The organism is Frigidibacter sp. SD6-1 (genome assembly GCF_030143255.1).
In the GTDB taxonomy this organism is placed as follows: Bacteria; Pseudomonadota; Alphaproteobacteria; order Rhodobacterales; family Rhodobacteraceae; genus TMP-24.
In genome coordinates, this window is sequence record NZ_JARJNR010000007.1 from 209,525 (window position 1) to 233,340 (window position 23,816).

The 23,816-nt window shown below is 66.8% G+C and carries 21 protein-coding genes, 1 other RNA gene and 1 riboswitch; of the genes, 15 read left to right on the forward strand and 7 right to left on the reverse strand.

Going from position 1 to position 23,816, the window contains the following annotated elements; translation table 11 throughout:
- Nucleotides 1-56: 56 nt before the first annotated feature.
- Nucleotides 57-153, reverse strand: an RNA gene (gene ffs, locus P0645_RS14570) — signal recognition particle sRNA small type.
- Nucleotides 154-314: 161 nt separating this feature from the next.
- Entirely contained in the window at nt 315-2,219 is a 1,905-nt protein-coding gene (locus P0645_RS14575; protein ID WP_284165310.1) for a bifunctional 2',3'-cyclic-nucleotide 2'-phosphodiesterase/3'-nucleotidase, read from the reverse strand.
- Between the two features lie 237 nt (nt 2,220-2,456).
- Here P0645_RS14575 and nudC point away from each other — a divergent pair, with 237 nt between their 5' ends.
- The 10 genes from nudC (at nt 2,457) to trmB (ending at nt 12,070) form a co-directional block, all read left to right on the forward strand.
- Nucleotides 2,457-3,425, forward strand: coding sequence for an NAD(+) diphosphatase (nudC, locus tag P0645_RS14580; protein WP_284165311.1), 969 nt, complete (start codon nt 2,457-2,459; stop codon nt 3,423-3,425).
- A gap of 28 nt (nt 3,426-3,453) precedes the next feature.
- Nucleotides 3,454-3,927 (forward strand): SRPBCC family protein, encoded by a 474-nt coding sequence (locus tag P0645_RS14585; RefSeq protein WP_284165312.1) that lies wholly within the window; start codon nt 3,454-3,456, stop codon nt 3,925-3,927.
- Between the two features lie 88 nt (nt 3,928-4,015).
- Complete coding sequence (locus P0645_RS14590; RefSeq protein ID WP_284165313.1) at nt 4,016-5,029, forward strand: PhoH family protein; 1,014 nt, start codon at nt 4,016-4,018, stop codon at nt 5,027-5,029.
- A 71-nt stretch (nt 5,030-5,100) separates the two neighbouring features.
- Complete coding sequence (locus P0645_RS14595) at nt 5,101-6,381, forward strand: M16 family metallopeptidase (protein ID WP_284165314.1); 1,281 nt, start codon at nt 5,101-5,103, stop codon at nt 6,379-6,381.
- A gap of 154 nt (nt 6,382-6,535) precedes the next feature.
- On the forward strand, nt 6,536-7,042 hold the full coding sequence (gene ybeY / locus P0645_RS14600; protein WP_284165315.1) for an rRNA maturation RNase YbeY: 507 nt from the start codon (nt 6,536-6,538) through the stop codon (nt 7,040-7,042).
- Nucleotides 7,043-7,077: 35 nt separating this feature from the next.
- Nucleotides 7,078-7,956: a CBS domain-containing protein gene (locus P0645_RS14605; RefSeq protein ID WP_284165316.1), complete on the forward strand. Its 879-nt coding sequence runs from the start codon at nt 7,078-7,080 to the stop codon at nt 7,954-7,956.
- Nucleotides 7,953-9,479, forward strand: coding sequence for an apolipoprotein N-acyltransferase (gene lnt / locus P0645_RS14610; RefSeq protein ID WP_284165317.1), 1,527 nt, complete (start codon nt 7,953-7,955; stop codon nt 9,477-9,479). The genes P0645_RS14605 and lnt overlap by 4 nt, the downstream gene beginning before the upstream one ends.
- An 11-nt stretch (nt 9,480-9,490) precedes the next feature.
- Nucleotides 9,491-9,540, forward strand: a riboswitch (SAM-SAH riboswitch).
- 4 nt (nt 9,541-9,544) lie between these two features.
- A complete protein-coding gene (metK, locus tag P0645_RS14615) occupies nt 9,545-10,711 on the forward strand; it encodes a methionine adenosyltransferase (protein WP_284165318.1) in 1,167 nt (388 codons plus the stop codon).
- Between the two features lie 93 nt (nt 10,712-10,804).
- Nucleotides 10,805-11,269: a preQ(1) synthase gene (gene queF / locus P0645_RS14620; protein WP_284165319.1), complete on the forward strand. Its 465-nt coding sequence runs from the start codon at nt 10,805-10,807 to the stop codon at nt 11,267-11,269.
- A 108-nt stretch (nt 11,270-11,377) separates the two neighbouring features.
- Nucleotides 11,378-12,070: a tRNA (guanine(46)-N(7))-methyltransferase TrmB gene (trmB, locus tag P0645_RS14625; protein WP_284165320.1), complete on the forward strand. Its 693-nt coding sequence runs from the start codon at nt 11,378-11,380 to the stop codon at nt 12,068-12,070.
- A gap of 221 nt (nt 12,071-12,291) precedes the next feature.
- Here trmB and P0645_RS14630 read toward each other — a convergent pair whose 3' ends face one another.
- Both P0645_RS14630 and P0645_RS14635 read right to left on the reverse strand, forming a co-directional pair.
- Nucleotides 12,292-12,954, reverse strand: a complete 663-nt coding sequence (locus P0645_RS14630; RefSeq protein WP_284165321.1) for a YceI family protein — start codon at nt 12,952-12,954, stop codon at nt 12,292-12,294.
- A gap of 172 nt (nt 12,955-13,126) precedes the next feature.
- A complete protein-coding gene (locus P0645_RS14635; protein ID WP_284165322.1) occupies nt 13,127-15,163 on the reverse strand; it encodes an oxidoreductase in 2,037 nt (678 codons plus the stop codon).
- Nucleotides 15,164-15,259: 96 nt separating this feature from the next.
- On the opposite strand from P0645_RS14635, the gene P0645_RS14640 reads away from it, so the two are divergent.
- Nucleotides 15,260-16,675: an FAD-binding oxidoreductase gene (locus tag P0645_RS14640; protein ID WP_284165323.1), complete on the forward strand. Its 1,416-nt coding sequence runs from the start codon at nt 15,260-15,262 to the stop codon at nt 16,673-16,675.
- Nucleotides 16,676-17,278: 603 nt separating this feature from the next.
- Nucleotides 17,279-17,854, forward strand: coding sequence for an MFS transporter (locus P0645_RS14645; RefSeq protein ID WP_284165324.1), 576 nt, complete (start codon nt 17,279-17,281; stop codon nt 17,852-17,854).
- 94 nt (nt 17,855-17,948) lie between these two features.
- Here the strand turns inward: P0645_RS14645 and hemC are convergent, their stop codons facing one another.
- On the reverse strand, nt 17,949-18,887 hold the full coding sequence (gene hemC / locus P0645_RS14650) for a hydroxymethylbilane synthase (protein ID WP_284165325.1): 939 nt from the start codon (nt 18,885-18,887) through the stop codon (nt 17,949-17,951).
- Between the two features lie 106 nt (nt 18,888-18,993).
- Here hemC and hemE point away from each other — a divergent pair, with 106 nt between their 5' ends.
- The 3 genes from hemE (at nt 18,994) to P0645_RS14665 (ending at nt 22,279) form a co-directional block, all read left to right on the forward strand.
- Entirely contained in the window at nt 18,994-20,025 is a 1,032-nt protein-coding gene (gene hemE, locus P0645_RS14655; protein ID WP_284165326.1) for a uroporphyrinogen decarboxylase, read from the forward strand.
- A 136-nt stretch (nt 20,026-20,161) separates the two neighbouring features.
- Nucleotides 20,162-21,388 (forward strand): aminotransferase-like domain-containing protein, encoded by a 1,227-nt coding sequence (locus P0645_RS14660; protein ID WP_284165327.1) that lies wholly within the window; start codon nt 20,162-20,164, stop codon nt 21,386-21,388.
- Nucleotides 21,389-21,391: 3 nt separating this feature from the next.
- A complete protein-coding gene (locus tag P0645_RS14665; protein ID WP_284165328.1) occupies nt 21,392-22,279 on the forward strand; it encodes an EamA family transporter in 888 nt (295 codons plus the stop codon).
- Here P0645_RS14665 and P0645_RS14670 read toward each other — a convergent pair.
- Both P0645_RS14670 and hemF read right to left on the reverse strand, forming a co-directional pair.
- Nucleotides 22,276-22,908: a LysE family translocator gene (locus tag P0645_RS14670; protein ID WP_284165329.1), complete on the reverse strand. Its 633-nt coding sequence runs from the start codon at nt 22,906-22,908 to the stop codon at nt 22,276-22,278. The two genes, P0645_RS14665 and P0645_RS14670, sit on opposite strands and share 4 nt — an antisense overlap.
- Nucleotide 22,909: 1 nt before the next feature.
- Nucleotides 22,910-23,800: an oxygen-dependent coproporphyrinogen oxidase gene (gene hemF, locus P0645_RS14675; RefSeq protein ID WP_284165330.1), complete on the reverse strand. Its 891-nt coding sequence runs from the start codon at nt 23,798-23,800 to the stop codon at nt 22,910-22,912.
- Nucleotides 23,801-23,816 lie beyond the last annotated feature (16 nt).

Sequence of the window (23,816 nt, forward strand, 5' to 3'; positions counted from 1 at the left end):
ACAGGCCTTTCGCTGGCCCGGTCGCAGAGCCGCGAGGATGCAGGGCGCTGGGCTGGGGTGAGAGGCTGGACAACGACCCAAGCGGGGCTCGTTACGGCTGCTTCCTTCCGGACCTGACCGGGTTGGCGAGGCGCTCGCCCGCGCCAACCTCTCGCCGCCTAGATAGGCTTTGCGCAGAGGGAATGCAAGCTTGCGCGCATGTCGCGCTTCGGTTGGCCGACAGGAGCGCTTGGCCGCTCTTCGGCCCTTCAAGCCTCATCGCTCAGCGAAGAGCCGCCGCAAGGGGGCGATGAACGGCCACCCGCGGCGCGGCGTCAGAAGAGGACCCGGCAGCGCAGGAACCGGGGCGGCGCCGGGCCGACCGTCTCGACCTGCAGAGGAAGCGCCTCGTGCAGGTGCTCTGCGGCATCGACATGGGTATCGAACCACAGTGCGGTGCCGGGCGGCACGCCGGTCAGCCGCCAGTCGCACTGGGGGCCAAGACCGATGTTCGCGCCGCTTTCGACGAAATGGCGCAGGACCGTGGTGCACAGGACCAGCGGATCGGCGATCACGTTGTCCTCCCCCAACTCGGGATAATTGCCGCCGCCGCCCGCGCGGAAATTGTTGGTGACAAGCAGAAACTCCTGCGATGCCGCGACAGGCGCCCCCCGGAAGCGCAGGTTCCCGATCCGGCGCGCCCCCGGACGGACGAGGCTGCCATCGGGGTCGTGGCGTGCGGGGACAGACAGGTTCACCTCATAGCTCAGCCCCGCGACCGTGTCGAAATCATAGGGCCGCGCCCCGGCATGGAGGAGCGGCTGGTCGCCCTGGCCTGGGGTGATCTGGCAATATTGCGATACAGCACGCTCAAGCCAGTCGTGCATCTGGGCGCCGGTCACGCGCAGGGCGCGGATCGAATTCGGGAAAGGATAAAGATCGTGGATGTGGCGCAGAAGGAAATCGCCCGCCGCGATCCGGGTGAAATTGCACGGGCCCGCCAGTCCGCCGAACTTGAAGGGGCTGGCCGCCGAAAGGCGCGGCAGATGCGACAGCCCGGCGGCGCCCGCGACCGCCGCCAGCCAGGAAAGCTGGGCGGCATGAATCAGATCCATCATCGGTCCCGGCAGAACCGGGGCGAAATAGCTGTTGAGCGGGCGGTCGGCCCGCCCGATCGGGCGGCGCACATAGTCCAACGTAGTCGCGTGGCAGGATGCGACGGACTGCTCGACCGCAGGGTCGATATCGACACGCGCGACGAACTGGCCGCTTGCATCGCGCAACGCCACGGGTTCCAGTCGGCTTTCGCTGTCCCCGACGGTCCAGCGCCCGTCCCTGCAAAGAAGCTCAAGGTCGATGACGCCCAGATGCGAGCCGCGAAAGCCGGGTTCGACCGCCGGCTTTCCGCAGATCCTTCCCCGCTCGGGGTCGACCTCGTCGGTCTGGGGAATGCCTGCGCCGGGAAACAGCCGATGGGTATGTCCGGCGATCACCACATCAACCTCGCCAAGCCGCGCGACCTCCAGGGCGACATTGTCGTGCTGCCGTCCGTCGCTGTCGCCGCCGATGCCCGAATGGCAGAGCGCCACGACAATGTCCGCGCCGCGGCGGCGCAGGTCGGACGCCCAGGCGGCCGCGGCACAGACCTCGTCGCGGGTCTTCAGGCGCCCGGCCAGATGCTTGCGCTCCCAGGTCTCGACCTGCTGGGGCAGGAGGCTCAGAACGCCGATCTTGACCAGCGCCGGGCAACCCGCGTCATTGACCAGCAGGCGTTCCAGGATCAGCGTCGGTGTGGTGAAGAACTCGTCCTGACCGGGCGTTGTCCCGAGCCGCCGGGCGATATTGGCGGACAGGACCGGGAAGCGCGCATCGGCGAGCGCTCGTTCGAGGAAGGCGATGCCATAACCGAACTCGTGATTGCCGAGGCCGACCGCATCGTAGCCCACCGCATTCATCGCCGCGACGACCGGATGATGGCGGCCCTTCGGCAGCTGCCCGTCAACGGCAGTCAGCTCGCCCAGGGGGCTGCCTTCGATGAAGTCGCCATTGTCGAGCGTGATGGAATTGGCCACTTCCGCCCTGGCCCGCCGGATCAGGGTCGTCAGCCGGGCGAGGCCCACCGCCTCGAGCGGACGGTCGGCGGCGTAATCGTAAGGCATCACATGCGCATGGATATCGGAGGTCGCGAGGATCCTCAGGCCGTATGTCTGCTGCTGCGGTCCGCGAACTGTGTCTGCCAACGCCTTTTCTGTCAGCACCGATGCGCGGCCACGCAAAGTTCAAACGGCTCGCACCCGCCTGTCAGCCCCTGATATCAATGGCTTGATCCTACATGAGAATGCGGGGTCGCGCCACCGCGATATGTAACTTCGTACAATAAATCTCCTAATGGTTGTATTTTCTGCAACAGTCGGGCGCTCGCTTGTGCCGCTGTCGATCATATGGTCTCAGATGGGCGTTGCGGACCGGAGGGTGACGTGCACGGCGATCCGACAGTGACCTTTGGGGCGGCCGGTCTCGACCGGGCCGCCGATCTGCGGGCAGACGATACGGCATTGCGTGACCTGGCGGGCAGCGCGGCTGCGCGTTGCCTCGCGCTCTGGCGCGGCAAGCTTCTGATGTCGGGCGCGCATGTCCTGCGCCTGCCGCCCGCCCATCCGCTGGTCGCGGACCGCGCGTTGCTGTTCCTCGGCCGATCCTGCGGCGCGCCGCAATTTGCTGCCGATCTTTCCGACTGGGAACCGGAGGAAATGGCCGACGGCAGCGCCTTCGTCGATCATACGGTCCAGCATCACCCGCTGATCGGCCCGGATTGGGGCGATGCGGCCGGGTTTGCCGAGTTGCGCACCGTGCTGGGCGATCTCGATCCAGTGGAGGCCGAATTGGCGGCGACGGCCAAGGCGCTTTGGGCCTGGCACCAGACGCACGGTTTCTGCGCCCGCTGCGGGGCGGAAAGCCGGATCGCCAAGGCCGGGTGGCAACGCGACTGCCCGCGCTGCGGCGCGCAGCATTTTCCCCGCACCGATCCGGTGGTGATCATGCTGATCACGCGTGCCAACAAGGTGCTTGTCGGGCGCTCGCCCGGCTGGCCCGAGGGGATGTATTCCTTGCTTGCCGGTTTCATGGAGCCGGGCGAGACGGTCGAGGCCGCCGTGCGCCGCGAGGTGAGGGAGGAAGCGGGTCTTGCCGTCGGGCGCGTGCGCTATCTGGCCAGCCAGCCCTGGCCCTACCCCTCCTCCCTGATGATCGGTTGCGCGGGCGAGGCGCTGGCCGACGAGCTTTCCATCGACCCGACGGAAATCGAGGCCTTGCTCTGGCTGACGCGGGAAGATCTGGCAGATGTCTTCGCGGGCACGCATTCCGTGGTCAAACAGCCACGCCGCGGCGCGATTGCCGGATATCTGCTTCACGAATGGCTGTCGGGCCGGGTAAGGAACGACTGGTAACTAGTCAGAGAGGCCTCGGCGGCGAACGATGCGGCTTACCTCGAAAACCGATATCGATGCGACGCCCGAAGCGCTCTTCGCGGCGATGACCGACCTTGACTGGATCGAGGGGCTGGCCCGGCGTGGCGGCGTCCGGCTGGAACGTCTGTCAGGCGCAGGCCCGATGGGGCGCGGATCCTCGTGGCAGGCGGTCTTCCGGCTTCGCGGCAAGGACCGCACCGTCGTCAGCCGGATCGAAGCGCACGAGCCGCCGCGCCGGCTGCTTTTGTCCGGCGAGACGGTCAGCTTCAGCTTTCTTGTAGAACCGACGCTCATACCCCTGTCGCGGCAGGTGACGCGCCTCGCGCTTTCCGTCGAGATCAAGCCGCTGACTTTCGGGGCGCGGGTGATGATCCAGACCCTGAAGATCGGCAAATCGAGACTGCAGCAGCGCCTCGACAGGCGGCTGGAAACCGCCGGACGGATGCTCAAGGAACGGGCATCGCGCGCCGGTCGCGCCTGACGCCGCGCAAATACTGATCAAAGTCTTGCTTTGGTCACAAAGCCCGGGCACCATCAGTCCCAGGACCCTTTTCCCCAAGGAGACTTTATTGGGCATCAGTGCCTTGACCCCGCCGCCGCATCCGGAAGACCACCACGAGACGCTTCTGGAATTTTCCAACAACCGGCTTCTGATCGACCTGTGCGGCGAGTTCGACCGCAATCTGGCGCAGATCGAACATCAGTTGGGCATCCATATCCTCAGGCGGGGCAATCAGCTGGCGCTCGTCGGGCCGTCCGGGCCCCGGGGTCAGGCGGCGGCGATCCTGCAGACGCTCTACGGCAGGCTCGAAGCGGGGCGCGCGGTGGACGCGGGCGAGATCGACGCGGTGATCCGGCTGACCGGAGAGGCGGGCACGCCCGCCCCTGTCAGTCTTGACGAACAGCTGGAGCTTTTCGCGCAAGGCAGGATCGAGATCCGCACCCGCAAGAAACAGGTCGAGCCGCGCACCGAGGCGCAAAAGACCTATGTGAAGAACCTTTTCCTGAACGAACTGGCCTTCGGCATCGGCCCGGCGGGCACCGGCAAGACCTATCTGGCGGTGGCCGTGGGCGTGACCATGCTGATCGGCGGCCATGTCGACAAGATCGTGCTGTCGCGCCCCGCCGTCGAGGCGGGCGAGCGGCTGGGCTTCCTGCCCGGCGACATGAAGGAAAAGGTCGATCCCTACATGCAGCCGCTTTATGACGCGCTGAACGACTTCCTGCCGGCAAAACAGGTCGAAAAGCTGATGGCCGAAAAGCGGATCGAGATCGCGCCACTGGCCTTCATGCGCGGCAGGACCCTTTCCAATGCCTTCGTCGTCCTCGACGAGGCGCAGAATGCCACGACCATGCAGATGAAGATGTTCCTGACCCGCCTTGGCGAAGGCAGCCGCATGGTCATCACCGGCGACCGGACCCAGATCGACCTGCCCAAGGGACAGGCTTCGGGCCTTTCGGATGCGGAGCGCATCCTTGACGGGGTAAAGGGCATCAGTTTTAACTATTTCACCGCGAAAGACGTGGTGCGCCATCCCCTTGTGGCGCGCATCATCGAGGCCTATGACCGCGACGAGCCATAGGCGCGATCTATCGTCATAGTTGTGCCTCAATTCTGGGGAAACGTCTCCGCGTTGGTAAGGAGAGATGACCCATGTTCGAAGTTAAGCGCCATTGCACGGTTCTGCCGAATGGTATTCGGGTGGTCAGTGAGCGCGCGGACAATTTTAGTGGCGTCGCGGTCGGCGCGTGTTTTGGGGTCGGTTCGGTGCACGAACCGGCCGAACAGGCCGGGATCGCGCACATTCTCGAGCATCTGATTTTTCGCGGAACCGAAACTCGGTCCGAAGAGGCGCTGCAAACCGCCTTTGCTGAACTCGGCGGCCACGTCAACGGCACGACCCACCCCGACCGTACAACCTACACCGCCACGGTCCTGCGCGATGACTTCGGCCGAGCGCTTGGGCTCTTTGCAGAGATGCTCGCCGCGCCCGCGCTGAGTGAGGATGACCTTGCCCTCGAAAAGAGTATCGTGAACGAGGAAAACTGTCGCGGGTGCCACAATTGCACAATGTCCGAGGCGTTCTACGCCACCGCATTCCCTGACCAGAACATCCGTCACCCGGTGATCGGCTACGAAGAGACACTGGAGGCGCTGACGCGCGAAGACCTCCTGGCCTTCCATGGCCGCTTCTATGTAGGTCGCAATCTGACGGTTTCGGTTTGCGGAGATCTTTCCCACGAGACAGCCGTGGCCGAGGTCGCCAGGGCATTTGCACACTTCCCGGCCGGGGAGGAGGCAGGCTACCCGCCCTATTCCTACGCGGGCGGGGACATGCTCCTTGGCAGCAATGGCACCGATGCGAGCGTGTGGATCGGGTTCGACATTACCGGACTGGGCGAAGCGCAAAAGCGGGCGCTCTTCATGTTCTGCGATATTGTCGGTGGGCATCCGCAGTCCCTTCTCATGCACGAATTGCGCCGCAAGCGTGGTCTCGTCTATGCTGTCTGGTCCACCATCGACACTGTTGCACGACGTGATATTTTCAAGCTCTACATCAGCGGACAGGCGGCGAAGATCGGCGAGATCAGCAATGTCACGATCGCCACGGTGCGCGCCGCCGCTGACGGGCTTGACCCGGCAGTCCTGACCGAAGGTCAGCGGCGCCATCACGTCGGTACGCTGATGGGACAGGACGACCTTGCGTCCCGCGTCGACGATATGGTGACGGATATCACCGAACTCGGTCACGTGACCGAAGTCCAAGAGCGGTATCGCGCCTATCAGGCGCTCTCGGTCGATGACCTCAGAACTGCTGCAAGGGAGATGCTGTCCATCAGCCCGACTATCGTGATCCGCGCGCCGTTACGCCAGGCGCCCAAGTTTATGCATTTGCGCGAGCAACTTTTGGGCAGGCGACAGAAAGCGGCCTGACAAGCGTAGCAGGCCAGAGAGGGGATTGGGCAGATTACTCTTGTAGAGGTCTAGCGTCAGGCACGCTTCGTCGGCTATTTCTCGCCGAAATCGGCGTCGGTTTCGCGACTGACCCGTAACGACGTTGCAGCGCTTGAGGCCTATGACCGCGACGATGGAGCCACTGGTTGACATACTGATCGAGGATCCGCGCTGGAACGGGCTGGATCTTGAGGCTTTGGCCGAAGCGGCGGCGCGTGCCACGCTGGCCGAGCTTGGCCTGCCGGGCGAGGGGTTCCTCATCAGCCTTCTCGGCTGCGACGACAAGCGGATCGCCGTGTTGAACGCCGATTTCCGGGGAAAGCCGCAGCCGACCAATGTGCTGTCGTGGCCGTCGGATGAACGTGGCGCGGCCACCGACGGGGGCCAGCCCGCCCGGCCCCGGCCCGGGTTCCCGGACATGCCCGAGGAGCTGGGCGACGTGGCGATCGCCTGGGAAACCTGCGCCCGCGAGGCCGAGGAGCAGGGCAAGGCGATGACCGACCATGTGAGCCATCTTCTGGTGCATGGGATCATGCATCTTCTGGGCTATGATCACATCCGTGACGGCGATGCGGCGCTGATGGAGGCGACCGAGGCGCGCGTGCTGGCCGCAATGGGCATTGCCAATCCCTATGAGTGACGAGATGATCGGTTGCAAGAAACGGACGGACCGGAATGGGTGAACAGGCAGATACGGTCTCCGCCGAGGGCGGAGAAGGCGCTGCTGGCGACAGTAGTCGCGAGGGCGGATTTTTCGGGAGGATCCTCAGGGCCTTTTCGGCTCCGGACACCGAAGAAGACGCCGATGACGGGCAAAGCGGCGCCTCGCCCGCCAAGGTGGCCCTGCCGGGGGTCGGAAATCTCAGGAAGCTGCGCGTCGACGACATTGCCATTCCCAAGGCCGAGATCGTCGCCGTCCCCTCGACCATCCCCCTCGACGATCTGATCGCGCGTTTCAGGGAAAGCGGCTTTTCGAGGTTGCCGGTCTACAAGGGCTCGCTCGACAATCCGCTGGGGCTTGTCCACCTGAAGGACCTGGCGCTCGACTATGCCTTCGCCGAGGTGAAGCCGAAGTTCAGCCTGACGAAGATGCTGCGCCCGCTGATCTATGCGCCACCGTCGATGACGCTGGGCGTGCTCTTGCAGAAGATGCAGGCCGAACGCACCCATATGGCGCTTCTGATCGACGAATATGGCGGCGTCGACGGGCTGCTGACGATCGAGGACATCATCGAAGAGGTGATCGGCGAGATCGACGACGAACATGACGAGGCCGAGGACAAGCTGTGGGTGCTGGAAAAGCCCTTCCAGTATCTGGTGCAGGCCCGCGCCCCCCTTGAGGATTTCGAGGCCGAGATCGGCATGCGGCTGGCCGACGAGGAAGACCGAGAGGAGATCGACACGCTCGGCGGTCTGGTCTTCATGCTGGCGGGTCGGGTGCCCCTGAAAGGCGAGACGGTCGAAAGCGAGGGCGGCGTGATCTTCGAGGTGGTCGAGGCCGATCCGCGCCGGGTCAAGCGGCTGAGAGTGCGCCTGCCGCGTCCGCAGGAATGAACCGACTGACGGCTTTATCGCGGGCCGCCGTGCTGCCCGCGCTCGCGGGCGTGGCGGCGGCGGCCGGGCAGGCGCCCTGGGGGCTCTGGGCGCTGTCACTTTCTGGCTATGGCGTGATCCTGTGGCATGTGGCCAGCGCGGAGGGCTGGCGTCAGCGTTTCTTCCGGGGCTGGGCGGCGGGGACAGGGCATTTCGCTGCGGCGATGTTCTGGATCGTCGAGCCCTTTCTGGTCGATCCCGCGCGCGACGGCTGGATGGCGCCTTTCGGTGTTACTTTCATGGCGACGGGGCTTGCGCTTTTCTGGGGCGCGGCGGCGCTGGGCGCGGGGCTGGGGCGCGGCTGGGCGGGCCGGGTTCTTGGCGCGGCACTGGGCTTCGGTCTGGCAGACCTTGCGCGGAGCTATGTTTTCACCGGCTTTCCCTGGGCGCTTGCCGGGCATGTCTGGATCGACACGCCGGTGGCGCAGATGGCAGCATATGGCGGGCCGATCCTTCTGTCGGCGCTGACCCTCGGTCTTGTCGGCCTGCCGGTTCTGGCCCTTGGCCGGATTGGGCCGCTCGTCGTCGCCTGCGGCTGTGCCTCGGCGCTCCTCGCTGGGGTCTGGGCGGCGGGCAACGTGCGGCTCGCTCAGCCGCTCGCGCCGCGCGATCCGGCGATCCAGGTCCGCCTTGTCCAGCCGAATGCGACCCAGTCGCTGAAATGGCAGGCGGGCATGTGGAATGTCTTCCTCGACCGGATGGTCGCGGCTTCCGCCGCGCCGTCCGAAGTGCCGCTCGACCTGATCGTGTGGCCCGAAACCTCGGTACCCTATCTTCTCGACAGCGCCGGACCGATTATCGAGGAGGCGCGCGTCGCCTCCGGAGGCGTGCCGCTGGCGGTCGGCCTCCAGCGCGAAGAAGGATTGCGCTACTTCAACACGCTCGCCGCCTTCGACGGCGAAGGGCGGCTGACCGGCTTTTATGACAAGCTGCATCTGGTGCCGTTCGGCGAATATATCCCGCTGGGCGACCTCTTCGGACGGTTCGGCATTTCCGCCTTCGCGGCCCAGGCCGGGAACGGCTATTCGTCAGGCACGGAGGCGAAGCTTCTCGACCTCGGCCGGGCCGGGCGCGTCCTGCCGCTGATCTGCTACGAAGCCGTCTTCCCCCAGGACCTGCGTGCTTTTCCGGGCCGCGCCGACTGGATCCTGCAGGTCACGAACGACGGCTGGTTCGGATCGCTCGCCGGGCCCTACCAGCATCTAGCGCAGGCGCGGCTTCGGGCGATCGAACAGGGGCTGCCGCTGTTGCGCGATGCCAACACCGGCGTGACCGCGGTGATTGATGCGAAGGGGCGGGTGCTGCAGACCCTGCCTCTCGACACCGACGGCTGGATCGACACGGCGGTACCGCCCGCCCTGCCCGCGACGCTTTACGCCCGCACTGGCGACATACCGGCAACGATGTTGCTTCTGGGTTGCATAGGGGTCATTGCGCTGAACAGGCGCCGACTGGCCATTGACCGTGGGGCACAAGGGCGCTAGGGCTGCCCCTCGAACCGCCACAACGGCTTCCTGGCGTGGCGGGGGTAACCCCAATGGAGCATTTCATGTCCCGACAAGACTATATCTTCACTTCCGAGAGCGTCTCGGAAGGGCACCCCGACAAGGTCTGCGACCGGATCTCGGATGCCGTCCTCGATGCTTTCCTCGCCGAGGACCCCCTTGCCCGCGTCGCCTGCGAGACCTTCGCCACCACCGACCGCGTCGTGATCGGCGGCGAAGTGCGGGGCCCGGCCACTGTCATCCAGCGGGTCGAGGACATCGCCCGCGCCTGCGTGCGCGATATCGGATACGAGCAGGACGGGTTCCACTGGGCGAACCTCAAGGTCGACAGCTATCTGCATGCGCAATCGGCCGACATCGCCCAGGGCGTCGATGCGGGCGCTGGCAAGGACGAGGGCGCGGGCGATCAGGGCATCATGTTCGGCTATGCGGTCGACGAGACGCCCGAGCTGATGCCCGCCCCGATCCAGTATGCCCACGCCATCCTGCGCCGTCTGGCGGAAGTCAGGAAGAACGGCATCGAGCCACGCCTTGGCCCCGACGCCAAGTCGCAGCTGTCGATCCGTTATGCGGGTGGCAAGCCGGTAGAGGTCACCTCGCTCGTCCTGTCGACCCAGCATCTCGACGCGTCCATGTCGTCTGCGGACGTGCGGGCTCTGGTCGAGCCCTATATCCGCGAGGTCCTGCCCGAAGGCTGGCTGACGGCGAAGACCGAATGGTGGATCAACCCGACCGGCAAGTTCGTGATCGGCGGGCCCGACGGTGACGCGGGCCTGACCGGGCGCAAGATCATCGTCGATACCTATGGCGGCGCGGCACCGCACGGCGGCGGCGCCTTCTCGGGCAAGGACCCGACCAAGGTCGATCGCTCGGCCGCCTACGCCGCGCGTTATCTGGCGAAGAACGTGGTGGCGGCCGGGCTTGCCAAGCGCTGCACGCTGCAGCTGTCCTATGCGATCGGCGTGGCGAAGCCGCTCTCGATCTATGTCGACACCCACGGCACCGGCCAGGCGGACGAGGCGGCGATCGAGAAAGCCGTGGCCGAGGTCATGGACCTGACGCCGCGCGGCATCCGCACCCATCTGGGCATGAACAAGCCGATCTTCGCCCGCACCTCGGCCTATGGCCATTTCGGCCGTGCGCCGGAGGCGGATGGCGGCTTCAGCTGGGAAAAGACCGATCTGGCCGAGGCGCTGAAGAAAGCGGTGTGAGCAGGTGCCGGGACCCTCACGGGTTCCGGTCTTCGCTCCGCAATGCTAGGACAGGATGCCCCGCGAGGGGCATCTTTCATTCCGGAGACAAGGATGACCAAGACCGATGTGTCAGGCCTGACCCAGCTCGGGCAGGCGACCGAAGCGCCGCAGAGCCCCGAGGCAGCGGTGCTGGAACGGGTGCCTGCCGGCCATTCAGGGACGCTTTATGTGGTGCGCTTCACCGCGCCGGAGTTCACCTCGATCTGCCCGATGACCGGCCAGCCCGACTTCGCCCATATTGTCATCGATTACGTGCCGCAGGACTGGCTCGTCGAAAGCAAGAGCCTGAAGCTCTACCTGCATTCCTTCCGCAATCACGGCGCCTTCCACGAGGATTGTTCGATCGATATCGCCAAGCGGCTGGTCTCGCTGCTGGAACCGGTCTGGCTGAGGATCGGCGCCTACTGGTATCCGCGTGGCGGCATTCCGATCGATGTCTTCTGGCAGACCGGCGCGCCGCCCGAGGGGGTCTGGATCCCCGATCAGGGCGTGGCGCCCTATCGCGGGCGGGGATAGGTTCGCCCGCTTGCGCGGGCGACCCGCCGGGAGGGCTCTGCCCTCCCGGACCCTCCCGGAGTATTTTCAGACAGAAAGTGGAGACGGTCAGGCAGGACCGGAGACGAGATGGCGGACGAGCGCGGAACGGGACGGCGGAATTTCTACGGGCGGGTGCATGGCAAGACGCTGAGGCAGAGCCAGAAGGCCTATCTGGCCGAGGATCTGGGGCGTTTGAGCCTTGAGCACATCTCGGTCGCCGACAATCCGGGTCGCGAGACGATCGATCTGGGCGGGGTTTTCGGGGCCCGGCCCTTGTGGCTGGAAGTGGGCTTTGGCGGCGGCGAGCATCTGGTGCATATGGCGGCGCTGTATCCGGAGGTGGGCATCGTCGGCTGCGAGCCCTTCGTGAATGGGGTCGCGATGCTGCTGGGCAAGATCCGCGCCGCGGGGGTCGAGAACCTGGCGCTGCATCCGGGCGATGTGCGCGACCTCTTCGACGTCTGCCCGGACGGAACCTTCGAAAAGGCCTTCCTCAACTATCCCGATCCCTGGCCGAAGGCCCGCCATCATCGCCGCCGCTTCGTGACGCCCGGCTATCTGGCGGAGCTGCACCGGGTCTTGAAGGCGGGAGCGGAGTTCCGGGTGGCGACCGATATTCCCGATTATGTCCGCCAGACGCTGGAGGAAGTGCCGAAGGCGGGCTTCGCGCTTGTCGGGCAGGGCGACGCGCCCTGGGAGGACTGGATATCGACGCGCTACGAGCAGAAGGCGCTGCGCGAGGGGCGGGCGCCGCATTATCTGACATTCCGGCGCATCTGAGCGCCTTCGGCGGCGCGACGGATGGCAGGTCCACCCCTTCCGGCTGCAGGGAGAGGCTTGGCGCAGCATGAGCGCGCCGGGGCGTTGCGAAGCATGGGTCAGATCGCAGGCAACGCGCGGCAGATGCTCATCTGGGCGGGACCCGCCGTCCTGTCCCACGGCGTCCGGCCTTCTGCTTGCCGTCGCTTATGCGCCCGCGCTCCTGAAGCCGCGCCTTGCGATCACGGCCCCGTCTGCACGCCCTGCGCATCGGGGTTGAGGAATTCCGCCTCGATCCGGATCGTCACCAGATCGCCGACACCGATCGTGGTGCCGGGGGCGGGAATGCCGAAACCCATGCCGAAATCGGACCGGAAAATCGCCCCTTCGGCGGAAAAGCCGATCCGCGCGCCCGCGTCGAGCGGATGGCCCGCATAGCCGCCGTTGTAGCGCACGCGGAGCGTGATCGGCCTCGTGGTCCCGTGCAGCGTCAGGTCGCCGGTGACGGCGGCCTCATGCGGGCCGGTCTGGCGGACGATGGTACTTGCGAAGCGGATCTCCGGGTGATTGGCGGCATCGAGGAAGCTTTCGCCTGCAAGGATCGCGTTGAAATCGTAAGCCGGGTCCGGATAGAGCGTTTCGACCGAGGAGGGATCGACCGTCGCGGTCAGGGTCATGGATTCTGGATTGTCCGGATCGAAGCCGAGTGTCGCGTCCATCTTGCGGAAAAATGCGGTGTAATCCGAAAATCCCAGGTGGCTGACCGAGAAGATCAGGCGTGCATGGGCCGGGTCGAGTTGGTAGCTGCCGGGCGGCGGCGCCTGCGAGGGGCCGGACGTTTCCTCGGCCGCAGCGGACAGGCCTGCGAACAGCAAGGCGGCAGTGGAAAGGGCGAAGTGGCGCATCGTGGCCTCCTGATGCCGCGGAGCCTCGGCGCCCGGGCCGCGTGCGTCAAGGCCGGGGCGCTTCACCATCGCGCGATTGGCAAAAGCCTGCTCTTCGCCGCTCTTCGCAGGGGCGCCCCGGCGAAGAGAAGCGAAGCGCACGATGAGCCGCCCTGTGCGCCACCCGGTCAGGCTACCAGCGGATGCCGAACCTGAGCGCGTCGTAGGTCGCGGCATGGATGTTGCGCGACTGGACGGCATCGCCGATGCGGTAGAGCGTGAAGGAACCGGCCGGGTTCCGCGCCGGGAAGGGATCGCCCGTGTCGGTCAGGGCCGCATAGTCCACCGCGCCCAGATTGCGGCTTGCGGGCTTCAGCGCGAAGTAAAGATCGCTCATCGGCAGTGTGCCATGTTCGGCCACCAGATGATCGACCTGCCGCTCTTCGCGCCAGCCGGGCGCGAAATCGGACCCGAGCGTCACCGTCAACCCGTTGCCCGCCCGCGCGGCCCCGGTCACACGGGTGTTGATGGTGATCCGCGTGCCGGTCTCGTGGAAGGCGCGCATGTAGGGCACATGGTTCATGCCGCCCATGTCGGGGGCAAAGAACCGCTCGGGCGTCACCAGTTCCACCTCGGCGCCCGCCCGCGCCAGCATCTCGGCCGCCGTCATGCCCGCATGCGCGCCGCCGTCGTCATAGACCATCACGCGGCCCGTAGGCTTCACCGCGCCCGAGATCACGTCCCAGCTCGAGATCGCCAGATCGGCGCCCGCCATTTCGGGCATCTGCGGCAGGCCGCCGGTGGCGATCACCACCACGTCGGGCGACAGCGCCAGGACATCGGCCTCCTCGGCAAAGACATTGTATCGGACATCGACCCCCAGCCGCTCCAGCTCCGCGAGCCGCCAGTCGACGATGCCGATCATCTCGCGCCGCCTCGGGTTCTGGGTCAGCAGGTTCACCTGCCCGCCCGCGCGGTCGGCGGCCTCCAGCACCGTCACCTCGTGCCCGCGTTCCGCCGCCACCCGCGCGGCCTCCAGCCCCGCCGGTCCAGCGCCGACGATCACCGTCCGCCGCCGGACTTCGGCGCGCGGTATCTCATGCGGCATGTGCGCCTCTCGCCCCGTCGCCGCATTGTGGATGCACAGCGCCTCGCCGCCCTCGTAGATCCGGTCGAGGCAATAGGTCGCGCCAACGCACGGCCGGATACGATCCTCGATGCCTGCCATGACCTTGCGCACGATATGCGGATCGGCCAGATGCGCCCGCGTCATGCCGACCATGTCGAGTTTGCCCGCCGCGATTGCATGGCGCGCGGTTGCGACGTCAGAGATTTTCGCCGCGTGGAAGACCGGAAATTTCGTCGCCGCCCTGACCTCGCCCGCGAAATCGAGATGCGGGGCCGAGGCCATGCCGGAGATCGGGATCACCCCGGTCAGCGCCGCATCGGTGTCGATATGGCCGCGGATCAGGTTGAGGAAATCGATCTTCCCGCTGGCCGCCAGCCGCCGCGCAATCTCCACCCCTTCCTCGCGCGACAGGCCCCTGTCCCAATCCTCGTCCGCGACCAGCCTGAGCCCGACAATGAAATCGGGGCCGACGGCGGCGCGGACGGCGTCCAGCACCCGATGAGTGAAGCGCAGCCGGTTATCCAGAGATCCGCCCCACCCGTCCGTCCGCCGGTTGGTGGCGGGCGACCAGAAACTGTCCATGAAATGGCCGTAAGCCTCGAACTCGATCCCGTCGAGGCCCGCCGCCTGCATCCGCGCCGACGCGTCGGCATAGTCCTGCACGATCCGTTCAATATCCCAGTCCTCGGCCTCCTTCGGGAAGGCGCGGTGGGCGGGTTCGCGGATCGGCGAGGCGGACAGGACCGGCAGCCAGTCGGCCTTGTTCCAGCCGGTCCGGCGGCCAAGGTGCGTCAGCTGGATCATCACCGCCGCGCCATGTTCATGGACGTCATCGGCAAGCGCCTTGAGGTAAGGCACGATCTCGTCGCGGTAGGCATGGAGGTTGCCGAAGGCCTGAGGGCTGTCGGCGGATACGACCGCCGAACCGGCCGTCATGGTCAGCGCCATGCCGCCCTTCGCCTTTTCGCGGTGATAGAGCCGGTAGCGGTCCTTCGGCATTCCGTCCTCGGAATAGGCGGGTTCATGCGAGGTCGACATCACCCGGTTCTTCAGCGTCAGGTGTTTCAGCCTGTAAGGCGCAAGCAGCGGATCGTTCGACATCGGGCACCTCCGGAACCGATCTTCACTGTAGCCTCACGAAGCCTCTGGTCAAATCGCGTCAGGAAATGTTGATTGGGCGGCAGATCGGAGGGCACGATGACCTTTCTCGACCGTGTGGCCCGGATTGTCGGGCCGGCAAACCTGCTGACGGGTGGCGACTGCGCGCCCTATTCCCGCGACTGGATGGGCGAATATGACTGGACGCCGATGGCTGTCGTCCGGCCAGCCAATACGGCCGAGGTTGCGGCGGTCGTGAAACTTGCCGCCGCCGAAGGCGTGGCCATCGTGCCCTCTGCCGGGCGCACCGGCATCACCGGGGCCGCCGTCGCCGAGGGGCAGCTGGTCCTGTCGGTCGAGCGCATGAACCGCATCCGCGCGGTCAAGCGCGATGCGCGGCTCGCGGTGGTCGAGGCGGGGGTGATCCTGACGCAACTGCACGAGGCGGCAGAGGCGGAGGGGCTTTACTTCCCGCTCTGGTTCGGGGCGCGCGGCTCGGCGATGATCGGCGGTGTGCTGTCCACCAACGCGGGCGGGTCGAACGTCTTGCGCTATGGCTCGACGCGGGCGCTGTGTCTGGGGCTCGAGGTCGTGCTGGCCGACGGGCGGGTGATGAACCTGATGAGCGAGCTGCACAAGGACAATACCGGCTACGACCTGAAGCAGCTGTTCATCGGCGCCGAAGGCACGCTCGGCATCATCACGGCGGCGGTGATGAAGCTCGTGCCCGCGCCCCGCGCCCATGCGACGGCGGTTCTGGCGGTGCCCGACCTTCCGGCGGCGCTGACGCTTCTGAACCGGCTGCAGGAGGCGACGGGCGGGCTGGTCGAGGCGTTCGAATTCATGCCGCGCGATTATCACGAGCGGCTGCGGGTCGCCTGCCCCGACCTCGGCCTGCCCTTTGCCGAAATCCACGACGTGACGATCCTGGTGGAGCTTGGCGCCACCGCGCCGCGCGATACAGACCCGGGTCCCGATGGGACGGTGCCGCTGGCCGCCCTTCTGGAAGACACGCTTGGAGCCATGTTCGAGGAGGGTCTGGTGATCGACGCGGTGATCGCCCAGACCGAGGCGCAGCGCCGCGCGATCTGGGCCCGGCGCGAGGCGGCGGCGGAAATCATGGTGGGTGTCGCCCACACGGTCGATACCGACATTTCCGTGCCGCTCGACCGGGTGGCGGACTTCCTTGACCGCGCGCTCGCAAGCCTTGCGCGCCTCGACCCCGGCGCGACGACGATCACGGTTGCCCATCTGGGCGACGGCAACCTGCATTATTCGGTGGTGCCCGCCTCGGGCGGCAAGGACCTGAAGGCGCGGCTGATGGAGGATGTCGAGGGGATCGTCGCCGATCTGGGCGGCAGTTTCTCGGCCGAACATGGGATCGGGCTTTCGAAGAAGGGCTCGATGGCGCGGCGCAAGGATCCGGTCGCGCTTGACGTGATGCGGGCGCTGAAGGCGGCGCTTGATCCGCAGGGAATCCTCAATCCCGGAAAGGTCATCCCCGACCGGTCATGATCCCCGCGCTTGGCCCCGTTCTGCGGACGCCCGGGCTCAGGCTCGCGGCGCTTCTCCTGATCCTGAACGGGGTGATCGGGGCGACGCTTGGACCCTATACCTCGCTTATCGGGATCGACCGGCTGGGGCTGTCGCACGAGGCCTTCGCCGCGATAATCGTCTGCGCCTCGACGGTGTTCGTCACCAGTTCGGTCCTTTTCGGCATCCTCGGCGACCAGCGGCTTGACCGCCGCCGCCTGTCGCTGGTGGCGGCAGGGGCGATAGCACTGGGGACCGGGCTGATGAGCCTTTTCCCCTCCGTCCCGGTCTTTCTTCTGGCCCATGGCGTGCTGACACCCTTCGGTGGCACGCTCTTCGTGCAAAGCTTCGCGCTCGCGCGCGAGGCGGCGGCGGAGCGGCCCGAGGCGGAGCGACCGGCGATCCTGACGACGATCCGGGCCGGGTTCGCCCTGCCCTGGGTCCTGGTCCTGCCGGTCTGGTCGGCGCTTTTCCGGGGCGGCCTCGATATCCTCTGGATCTATCCCGCGGCCTGTGCGGCGGCGCTGGCGCTGGTCGCCGTCCTTTGGCGGGCCGGACGGGCGCAGGCGGGTGCGCGGATCGCGGGTGGCCTGTCGCTCCGCGCCGCGCGAATTGTCGGCGCTGCCGGTGATGGCGCGCGTCCTGCTTCTTGGTCCGGCGAGTTCGATCGTCGCGCTTTACATGACGCTGCTGGGGCTGGTGCTGGAGGGGGCGGGTCGCCCGGCGGGCGACGTGGCGCTCTATGCGGCGGGGCTGGCGGGGCTCGAAGTGCCGTTCATGCTGATGCTGCCCCGGGTGCTGGCGCGGGTCAGCCAGACCCGGGTGATCGCGGCGGGGACAGCGCTTTATTGCTGTCATCTGGCGCTGCTCGCGCCGGTTGCCGCCACGCCCTTCGTCTGGCTTCTCCTCCTGCCGGGCGCGATGGGGGGCGCGGCGATCCTGACCCAGCCCATCGCCTATCTGCAGGAGCTTCTGGCCGACCGGCCCGGCGCGGGCGCCTCGCTGATGGCGCTGCAGAAGATCGCGGGCGACGGGGTGACGGTCTTGTGCTTCGTCCTGGGTACGGCCTTGGCCGGCTACTGGCTTGTGGCGCTTTTCGGGGCCTTTATCGCCTTGCTGTCCATGGGTGCCCTTCTCACGCTAGAGCGCCACAAGCCCTAGACACGACCCTCCGCGGGCACGTCGTGCCTCGTCGGCATTGTGCCCGCCTGCGAGGAGTGCACGGAGTGCTCGACGAGCCGCTGCCGGAAGAGCGTCAGGCTTGGTCGAAGAAGCCATTCGGGGCCTTCGCGAGCAATTCACGCGCAAGGTCCTCGCCCGCCGCCGCCCCGTCGGCGATGGCGACGCGCCGTTCGCCCGAAATTGCTTCCGATCCGTCGGGGCGAAGGATTTCGCCGCGCAGCCAGAGGTTTGGCCCCTCAAGAAGCGCGAGCCCCGCGATCGGCGTCTGGCAGGACCCGTCGAGCCGTTTCAGGAAGGCCCGTTCGGCGGCGAGCCGTTCGCCCGTCGGCCTGTCATGGATGGCCGCCAGCATGTCGGCGGCGCGGCTGTCAGCCACCCGCCGCTCGATCCCGATCGCGCCCTGGGCGACGGCGGGCAGCATCTCTTCGGGTTCGATCGCCGCACGGGCGACATGGGCCATGCCAAGGCGGTTGAGGCCTGCCATGGCGAGGAAGGTCGCAACCGCGACGCCCTCTTCCAGCTTCTTCAGCCTTGTCTGGACGTTGCCGCGGAACTCCACCAGCCGCAGGTCGGGCCGCCGGTGCGAAAGCTGCGCCCGGCGGCGGAGCGAGGAGGAGCCGACCACCGCGCCTTCGGGCAGGTCCGCAAGCCGCGCGACCGTGGGCGAGACGAAGGCATCGCGCACATCCTCGCGCGGCAGATAGCAGTCGAGCATCAGCCCGTCGGGCTGCAGGGTCGGCATGTCCTTCATCGAATGGACGGCTATGTCGATGGCGCCTTCGCTCAGCGCCTCCTCGATCTCGCGGGTGAAAAGGCCCTTGCCGCCGATCTCCTTCAGCGGCCGGTCCAGGACCCGGTCGCCGGTGGTCTTGATCACCACGATCTCGAACGCGGTCTGGGGCAGGCCGAAGGCCGCCATCAGCCGGTCGCGCGTCTCATGCGCCTGGGCGAGCGCCAAGGGCGAGCCGCGCGTGCCGATGCGGAAGGGATCTGTCTCGGTCGGGTGTCGCATGATGCTTCCCTAGCTTGCGACCCTCTGCCGCGCAATGGGCCCCGATGACGCGCCCACCTTGACAAGGGGTCGCAGGCACCCTTGAAGGGACCCGAAGGAGCGCCCGATGACCAAGACAATCCTCAAGGCCCTGAAGGGCGAGCGTCAGGCGGTGCCGCCCGTCTGGATGATGCGGCAGGCCGGGCGCTATCTGCCGGAATATCGCGCGACGCGGGCGAAGGCGGGGGATTTCCTGTCGCTCTGCTATACGCCGGACCTTGCAGCAGAGGTGACCCTGCAGCCGATCCGCCGCTACGGGTTCGACGCGGCGATCCTCTTTGCCGACATCCTGCTGATCGCGCAGGCGCTGGGCGCGGACCTGTGGTTCGAGACCGGCGAGGGGCCGCGTCTGTCGACCATCACCAAAGCTGCCGATCTTGCCGGGCTGAAACCGGCGGGCGCCATCCATGAGACCCTGTCGCCGGTCTATGAAACCGTCCGCATCCTGTCGGGCGAACTGCCGAAGGAGACGACGCTCATCGGTTTCGCGGGTGCGCCCTGGACTGTCGCCACCTACATGATCGCCGGGCGCGGCACGCCCGATCAGGGGCCCGCGCATGCGCTGAAGGCCGCGGATCGCGCGACCTTCGTGGCGCTGATCGACCTTCTGACCGCGGCGACGGTTGACTATCTGAGCGCGCAGGTCGAGGCGGGCGCCGAGGTGGTGAAGCTCTTTGACAGCTGGGCCGGATCGCTGAAAGGTGCGGATTTTACCGATTTCGCGGTAGCGCCTGTCCGGCGGATCATATCCGAGCTGAAGGCGCGCCACCCCCGCCTGCCGGTCATCGCCTTCCCACGCGAGGCGGGCGAGGGCTACGTCGGTTTCGCCCGCGCCACCGGTGCCGACTGTGTGGCGCTCGACAATTCGGTCAGTGCCGACTGGGCGGCGGCCCATGTGCAGTTGGACGGTTGCGTGCAGGGCAATCTCGCGCCCCATCACATGGTTACGGGCGGCGCGGCGCTGGTCGAGGAAACCCGTCGTATCGTGCGGGCCTTCGCGGGTGGGCCGCATATTTTCAACCTAGGTCATGGCATCACGCCCGATGCCGATCCGGGCAATGTGCAGCGCATGATCGACACGGTTCGGGAAGGCGTCTGAGGTCGGAAGGGGGGCTCTGCCCCCCCGAACCCCCCCGGGATATTTGGAAACGAAAGAGAGGGGCGTCAAATAGGTCAATTATATTGACTTAGTTTTTGATGCATCCGAGAGTGGCGCCGATTGCGGGAGGGATTCGATGCAGTGGGCGGATGTTCTGGCGACCCGGTCGTCGCGGATGAAGGCGTCGGAAATACGGGAGCTTCTGAAGCTTCTCGACCAGCCGGACATCATTTCCTTTGCGGGCGGTATTCCCGACCCCGCCCTTTTCCCGGCAGAGGCATTCCGCGACGGTTTTGCGGCGGCGCTTGAGGGCGGCGCGGCGGCGGGGGCGCTGCAATATTCGGTTTCCGAAGGGTATCGGCCGCTGCGCGACTGGCTGGCGGCGCATATGACCGCGATCGGCGTGCCTTGCGGGGCGGAGAATATCCTGATCACCTCGGGCTCGCAGCAGGCGCTTGACTATCTCGGCAAGCTGATGCTGTCGCCGGGTGATACCGCGCTCGTGACCTGGCCTACCTATCTTGGTGCGCTTGGCGCCTACAACGCCTATGAGCCGCGCTATGATCGGCTTGACCCGAAGGGCAACCGCCCGGCAGAGGAGATCGCGGCAGCGGCAAAGAACGCGGGCGGGCGGGTGAAGTTTGCGTATCTGTCGGCCGATTTCGCCAATCCGACCGGGGAAACGCTGGACTTGACGGGTCGCGAGGCGCTTTTGGATCTGGCGGGCGATCTTGAGTGCGCGGTGATCGAGGATGGTGCCTATCAGGCGCTGCGCTTCGACGGCAGGCCGGTGCCGCCGATCTTGGCGCTCGACATCGCGCGGACGGGATCGATCGAGGCGGCGCGGACGATCTATTGCGGCTCGTTCTCCAAGACTTTGGCTCCCGGCCTTCGGGTGGGCTGGGTCTGCGCGGCGAAAGAGGTGATCGGGCGGCTGGTCTTGATGAAACAGGCGGCGGATCTGCATTCCTCGACGGTGAACCAGATTGTCACGCACCGCGTGGCCGAGGCTTTGTTCGACAGCCATACGGCCAAGCTGCGGGAAACTTACGGCGCGCGGCGCGACCATATGCTGGCGGCGCTCGCCCGCGAGATGCCGGAAGGCGTGCGCTGGCAGCGGCCCGAGGGCGGCATGTTCGTCTGGCTGACCCTGCCGCCGGGTATGGACGGGGCAGACCTGCTGGCGCGGTCGCTGGAGAGCGAGCGGGTGGCCTTCGTTCCGGGCCGGGCCTTCTTTGCCGACGGGTCGAACGCCAATACGGCTCGTCTGAGCTTCTCCTGCGCGGGCGACCGGATGATCGACGAGGGCATCGGGCGGCTTGGGCGGCTGATCCGTCGGGAAATGGGCAAGGCGGCGGCCTGAGCGATGCTCTGGGTGCCGGTCACCATCGTCGCGGCGCTGGCGCAGACCGGGCGGAACGCGGCGCAGGCCGGGCTGACGAAGAGCATCGGTACCGTCGGTGCCACGCAGGTACGGTTTCTGTTCGGGCTGCCGTTTGCGGTCTTTTTCCTGCTGATTGTCCACTTCGCGACCGGCGAGACATTGCCCCTGCCCGGCGCCCGCGCGTTCGGTTTCACCGCCATGGGGGCGCTGGCCCAGATCGGCGCCACCGCGCTGATGCTGATGGTGATGCAGGCGCGGTCCTTCGCGCTCGCCACCGCCTGGATCAAGACCGAACCGGTCCTGCTGGCGCTGGGCGCGGCGCTCATCCTCGGTGACCCCTTGGGCTGGGGGATGATGGCGGCCATCGCCATCGCGACGCTCGGGGTGATCATCAGCTCGACCAAACCGGGTGCGGCGCCGTGGGGCGAGGCGATGCCTGTGCTGACCGGTATCGCGGCGGCGGGCCTCTTCGGGTTGTCGGCCATCGGCTATCGCGGCGGGATCGTGGCGCTTGACGAGGGTTCCTTCGTGATGCGGGCGACGGTCACGCTAGTCATCGCGCTGACGATCCAGACCACGATCCTGATGATCTGGATGCTGCTCGCCGACCGGCAGGCGCTGGTCGCCTCCTTCCGCGTCTGGCGCGCCTCGCTCGGCGCGGGGTTCCTTGGCGCCTTCGCCTCGGAATTCTGGTTCCTCGGTTTCGCGCTGACGGCGGCGGCGAATGTCCGGACGCTGGCGCTGATCGAGGTGATCTTCGCGCAGGCGGTTTCGGTCTGGTGGTTCGGCCAGGATGTCAGCCGCCGCCAGTGGGTCGGCATGACGGTCATCGTCCTTGGTGTCGGGCTTCTTCTGCGGGCCGGTGCCTAGCCGCGCGTCTTCCAGGCGAACCAGAGGGCCACCAGAGCGAGAAGCGCGGACAGCGCGCGCCGAGCGGCCCGTTCGCGCAGCGGATCCTCGAGCCAGCGCCGCGAGAAAGCGGCGGCGGTGACGATGGCGGCATGGATGGCGGTTGCTGTCAGGACATAGAGGACGGACAGGAACAGCGTCTGCGACAGGACCGGCCCGGACAGATCGACGAAGCCGGGCAGCACCGCGATATAGAAAACCGCGGCCTTGGGGTTCAGGATGTTGGTGATCAGGCCCCGGCGGAAGTAAAGCGAAAGGGGTGAGCCGAGCCGCGCCATGCCCTCGACCACGCCATCGCCACGCCAGCCGTCCCAGGCGAGCCAGAGGAGGTAGAGAACGCCGCCCCAGCGCAAGGCCTGATAGGCTGCGGGCGAGGCGCTGATCGCTGCCGCAAGGCCCAGTGCCGCGGCAATGCCGATCAGCGCGAGGCCGAGTGCTACCCCGCCCACCGCCGCATAGCCGGGCCTGCGCCCCTCGGTCACCGCGACGATGGCAAGCCAGGTCATGTTTGGACCGGGCGTCAGTTCGATGATCGCCGACAGCGCCAGGAAAGCGCCCATCGTTTCAAGCGTCAGGCCGAACGGATCCACCTCAGACCCACTTGGCCAGGGGCGGCAGGCTCATCAGGACCGCATTGGCATCATGCCCGGTTTCCAGCCCGAACTTGGTGCCCCGGTCGTAGACGAGGTTATATTCGGCATAAAGCCCGCGATGGACAAGCTGCCGGTCCTTGTCCGCCTCGCTCCACGCTGTGGCACGGCGGCGGTCCGCGAGCGGCAGGAAGGCGGGCAGGAAGGCCTCGCCCACCGACCGGGTGAAGGCGAAATCCGCCTGCCAGTCGCCGGTGTTCAGATCGTCGAAGAAGATGCCGCCCACGCCGCGCGCCCGGCCCCGGTGGGGGATGAAGAAATACTCGTCCGCCCAGGCCCTGAAGCGGGCGTAATAGGCCGGGTCGTGTGCATCGCAGGCGCCTTGCATCGCGGCGTGGAAATGTGCCGTATCCTCGGCGTACTCGATGCAGGGGTTGAGGTCGGCGCCGCCGCCGAACCACCAGGCATGCGGCGTCCAGAACATTCGGGTGTTCATGTGGACGGCGGGCGCATGGGGGTTCTGCATATGGGCGACGAGGCTGATGCCCGACGCCCAGAAGCGCGGGTCTTCGGCCATTCCGGGCACACCGCGCGCCGCCATCGCCTTTTGCGCCCTTTCACCCAGACGACCGTGAACGGTCGAGACGTTCACCCCCACCTTCTCGAACACCCGCCCGCCGCGCATCACGCTCATCAGCCCGCCGCCCGCGTCGCTGCCGTCCTCGGACGTGCGGACCGTTGGCGTCACCTCGAACCGTCCTGCTGCTCGATCGGCGAACGGGCCAGCAAGATGGCTGTCCTCCAGCGCTTCGAACGCCGCGACGATCCAGTCGCGCAAGGTACGGAACCAGGCGGAAGCGTCGGTTTTCTCGCGGTCGAAAATCTCGGTCATCGGCAGTCTCCGTGCT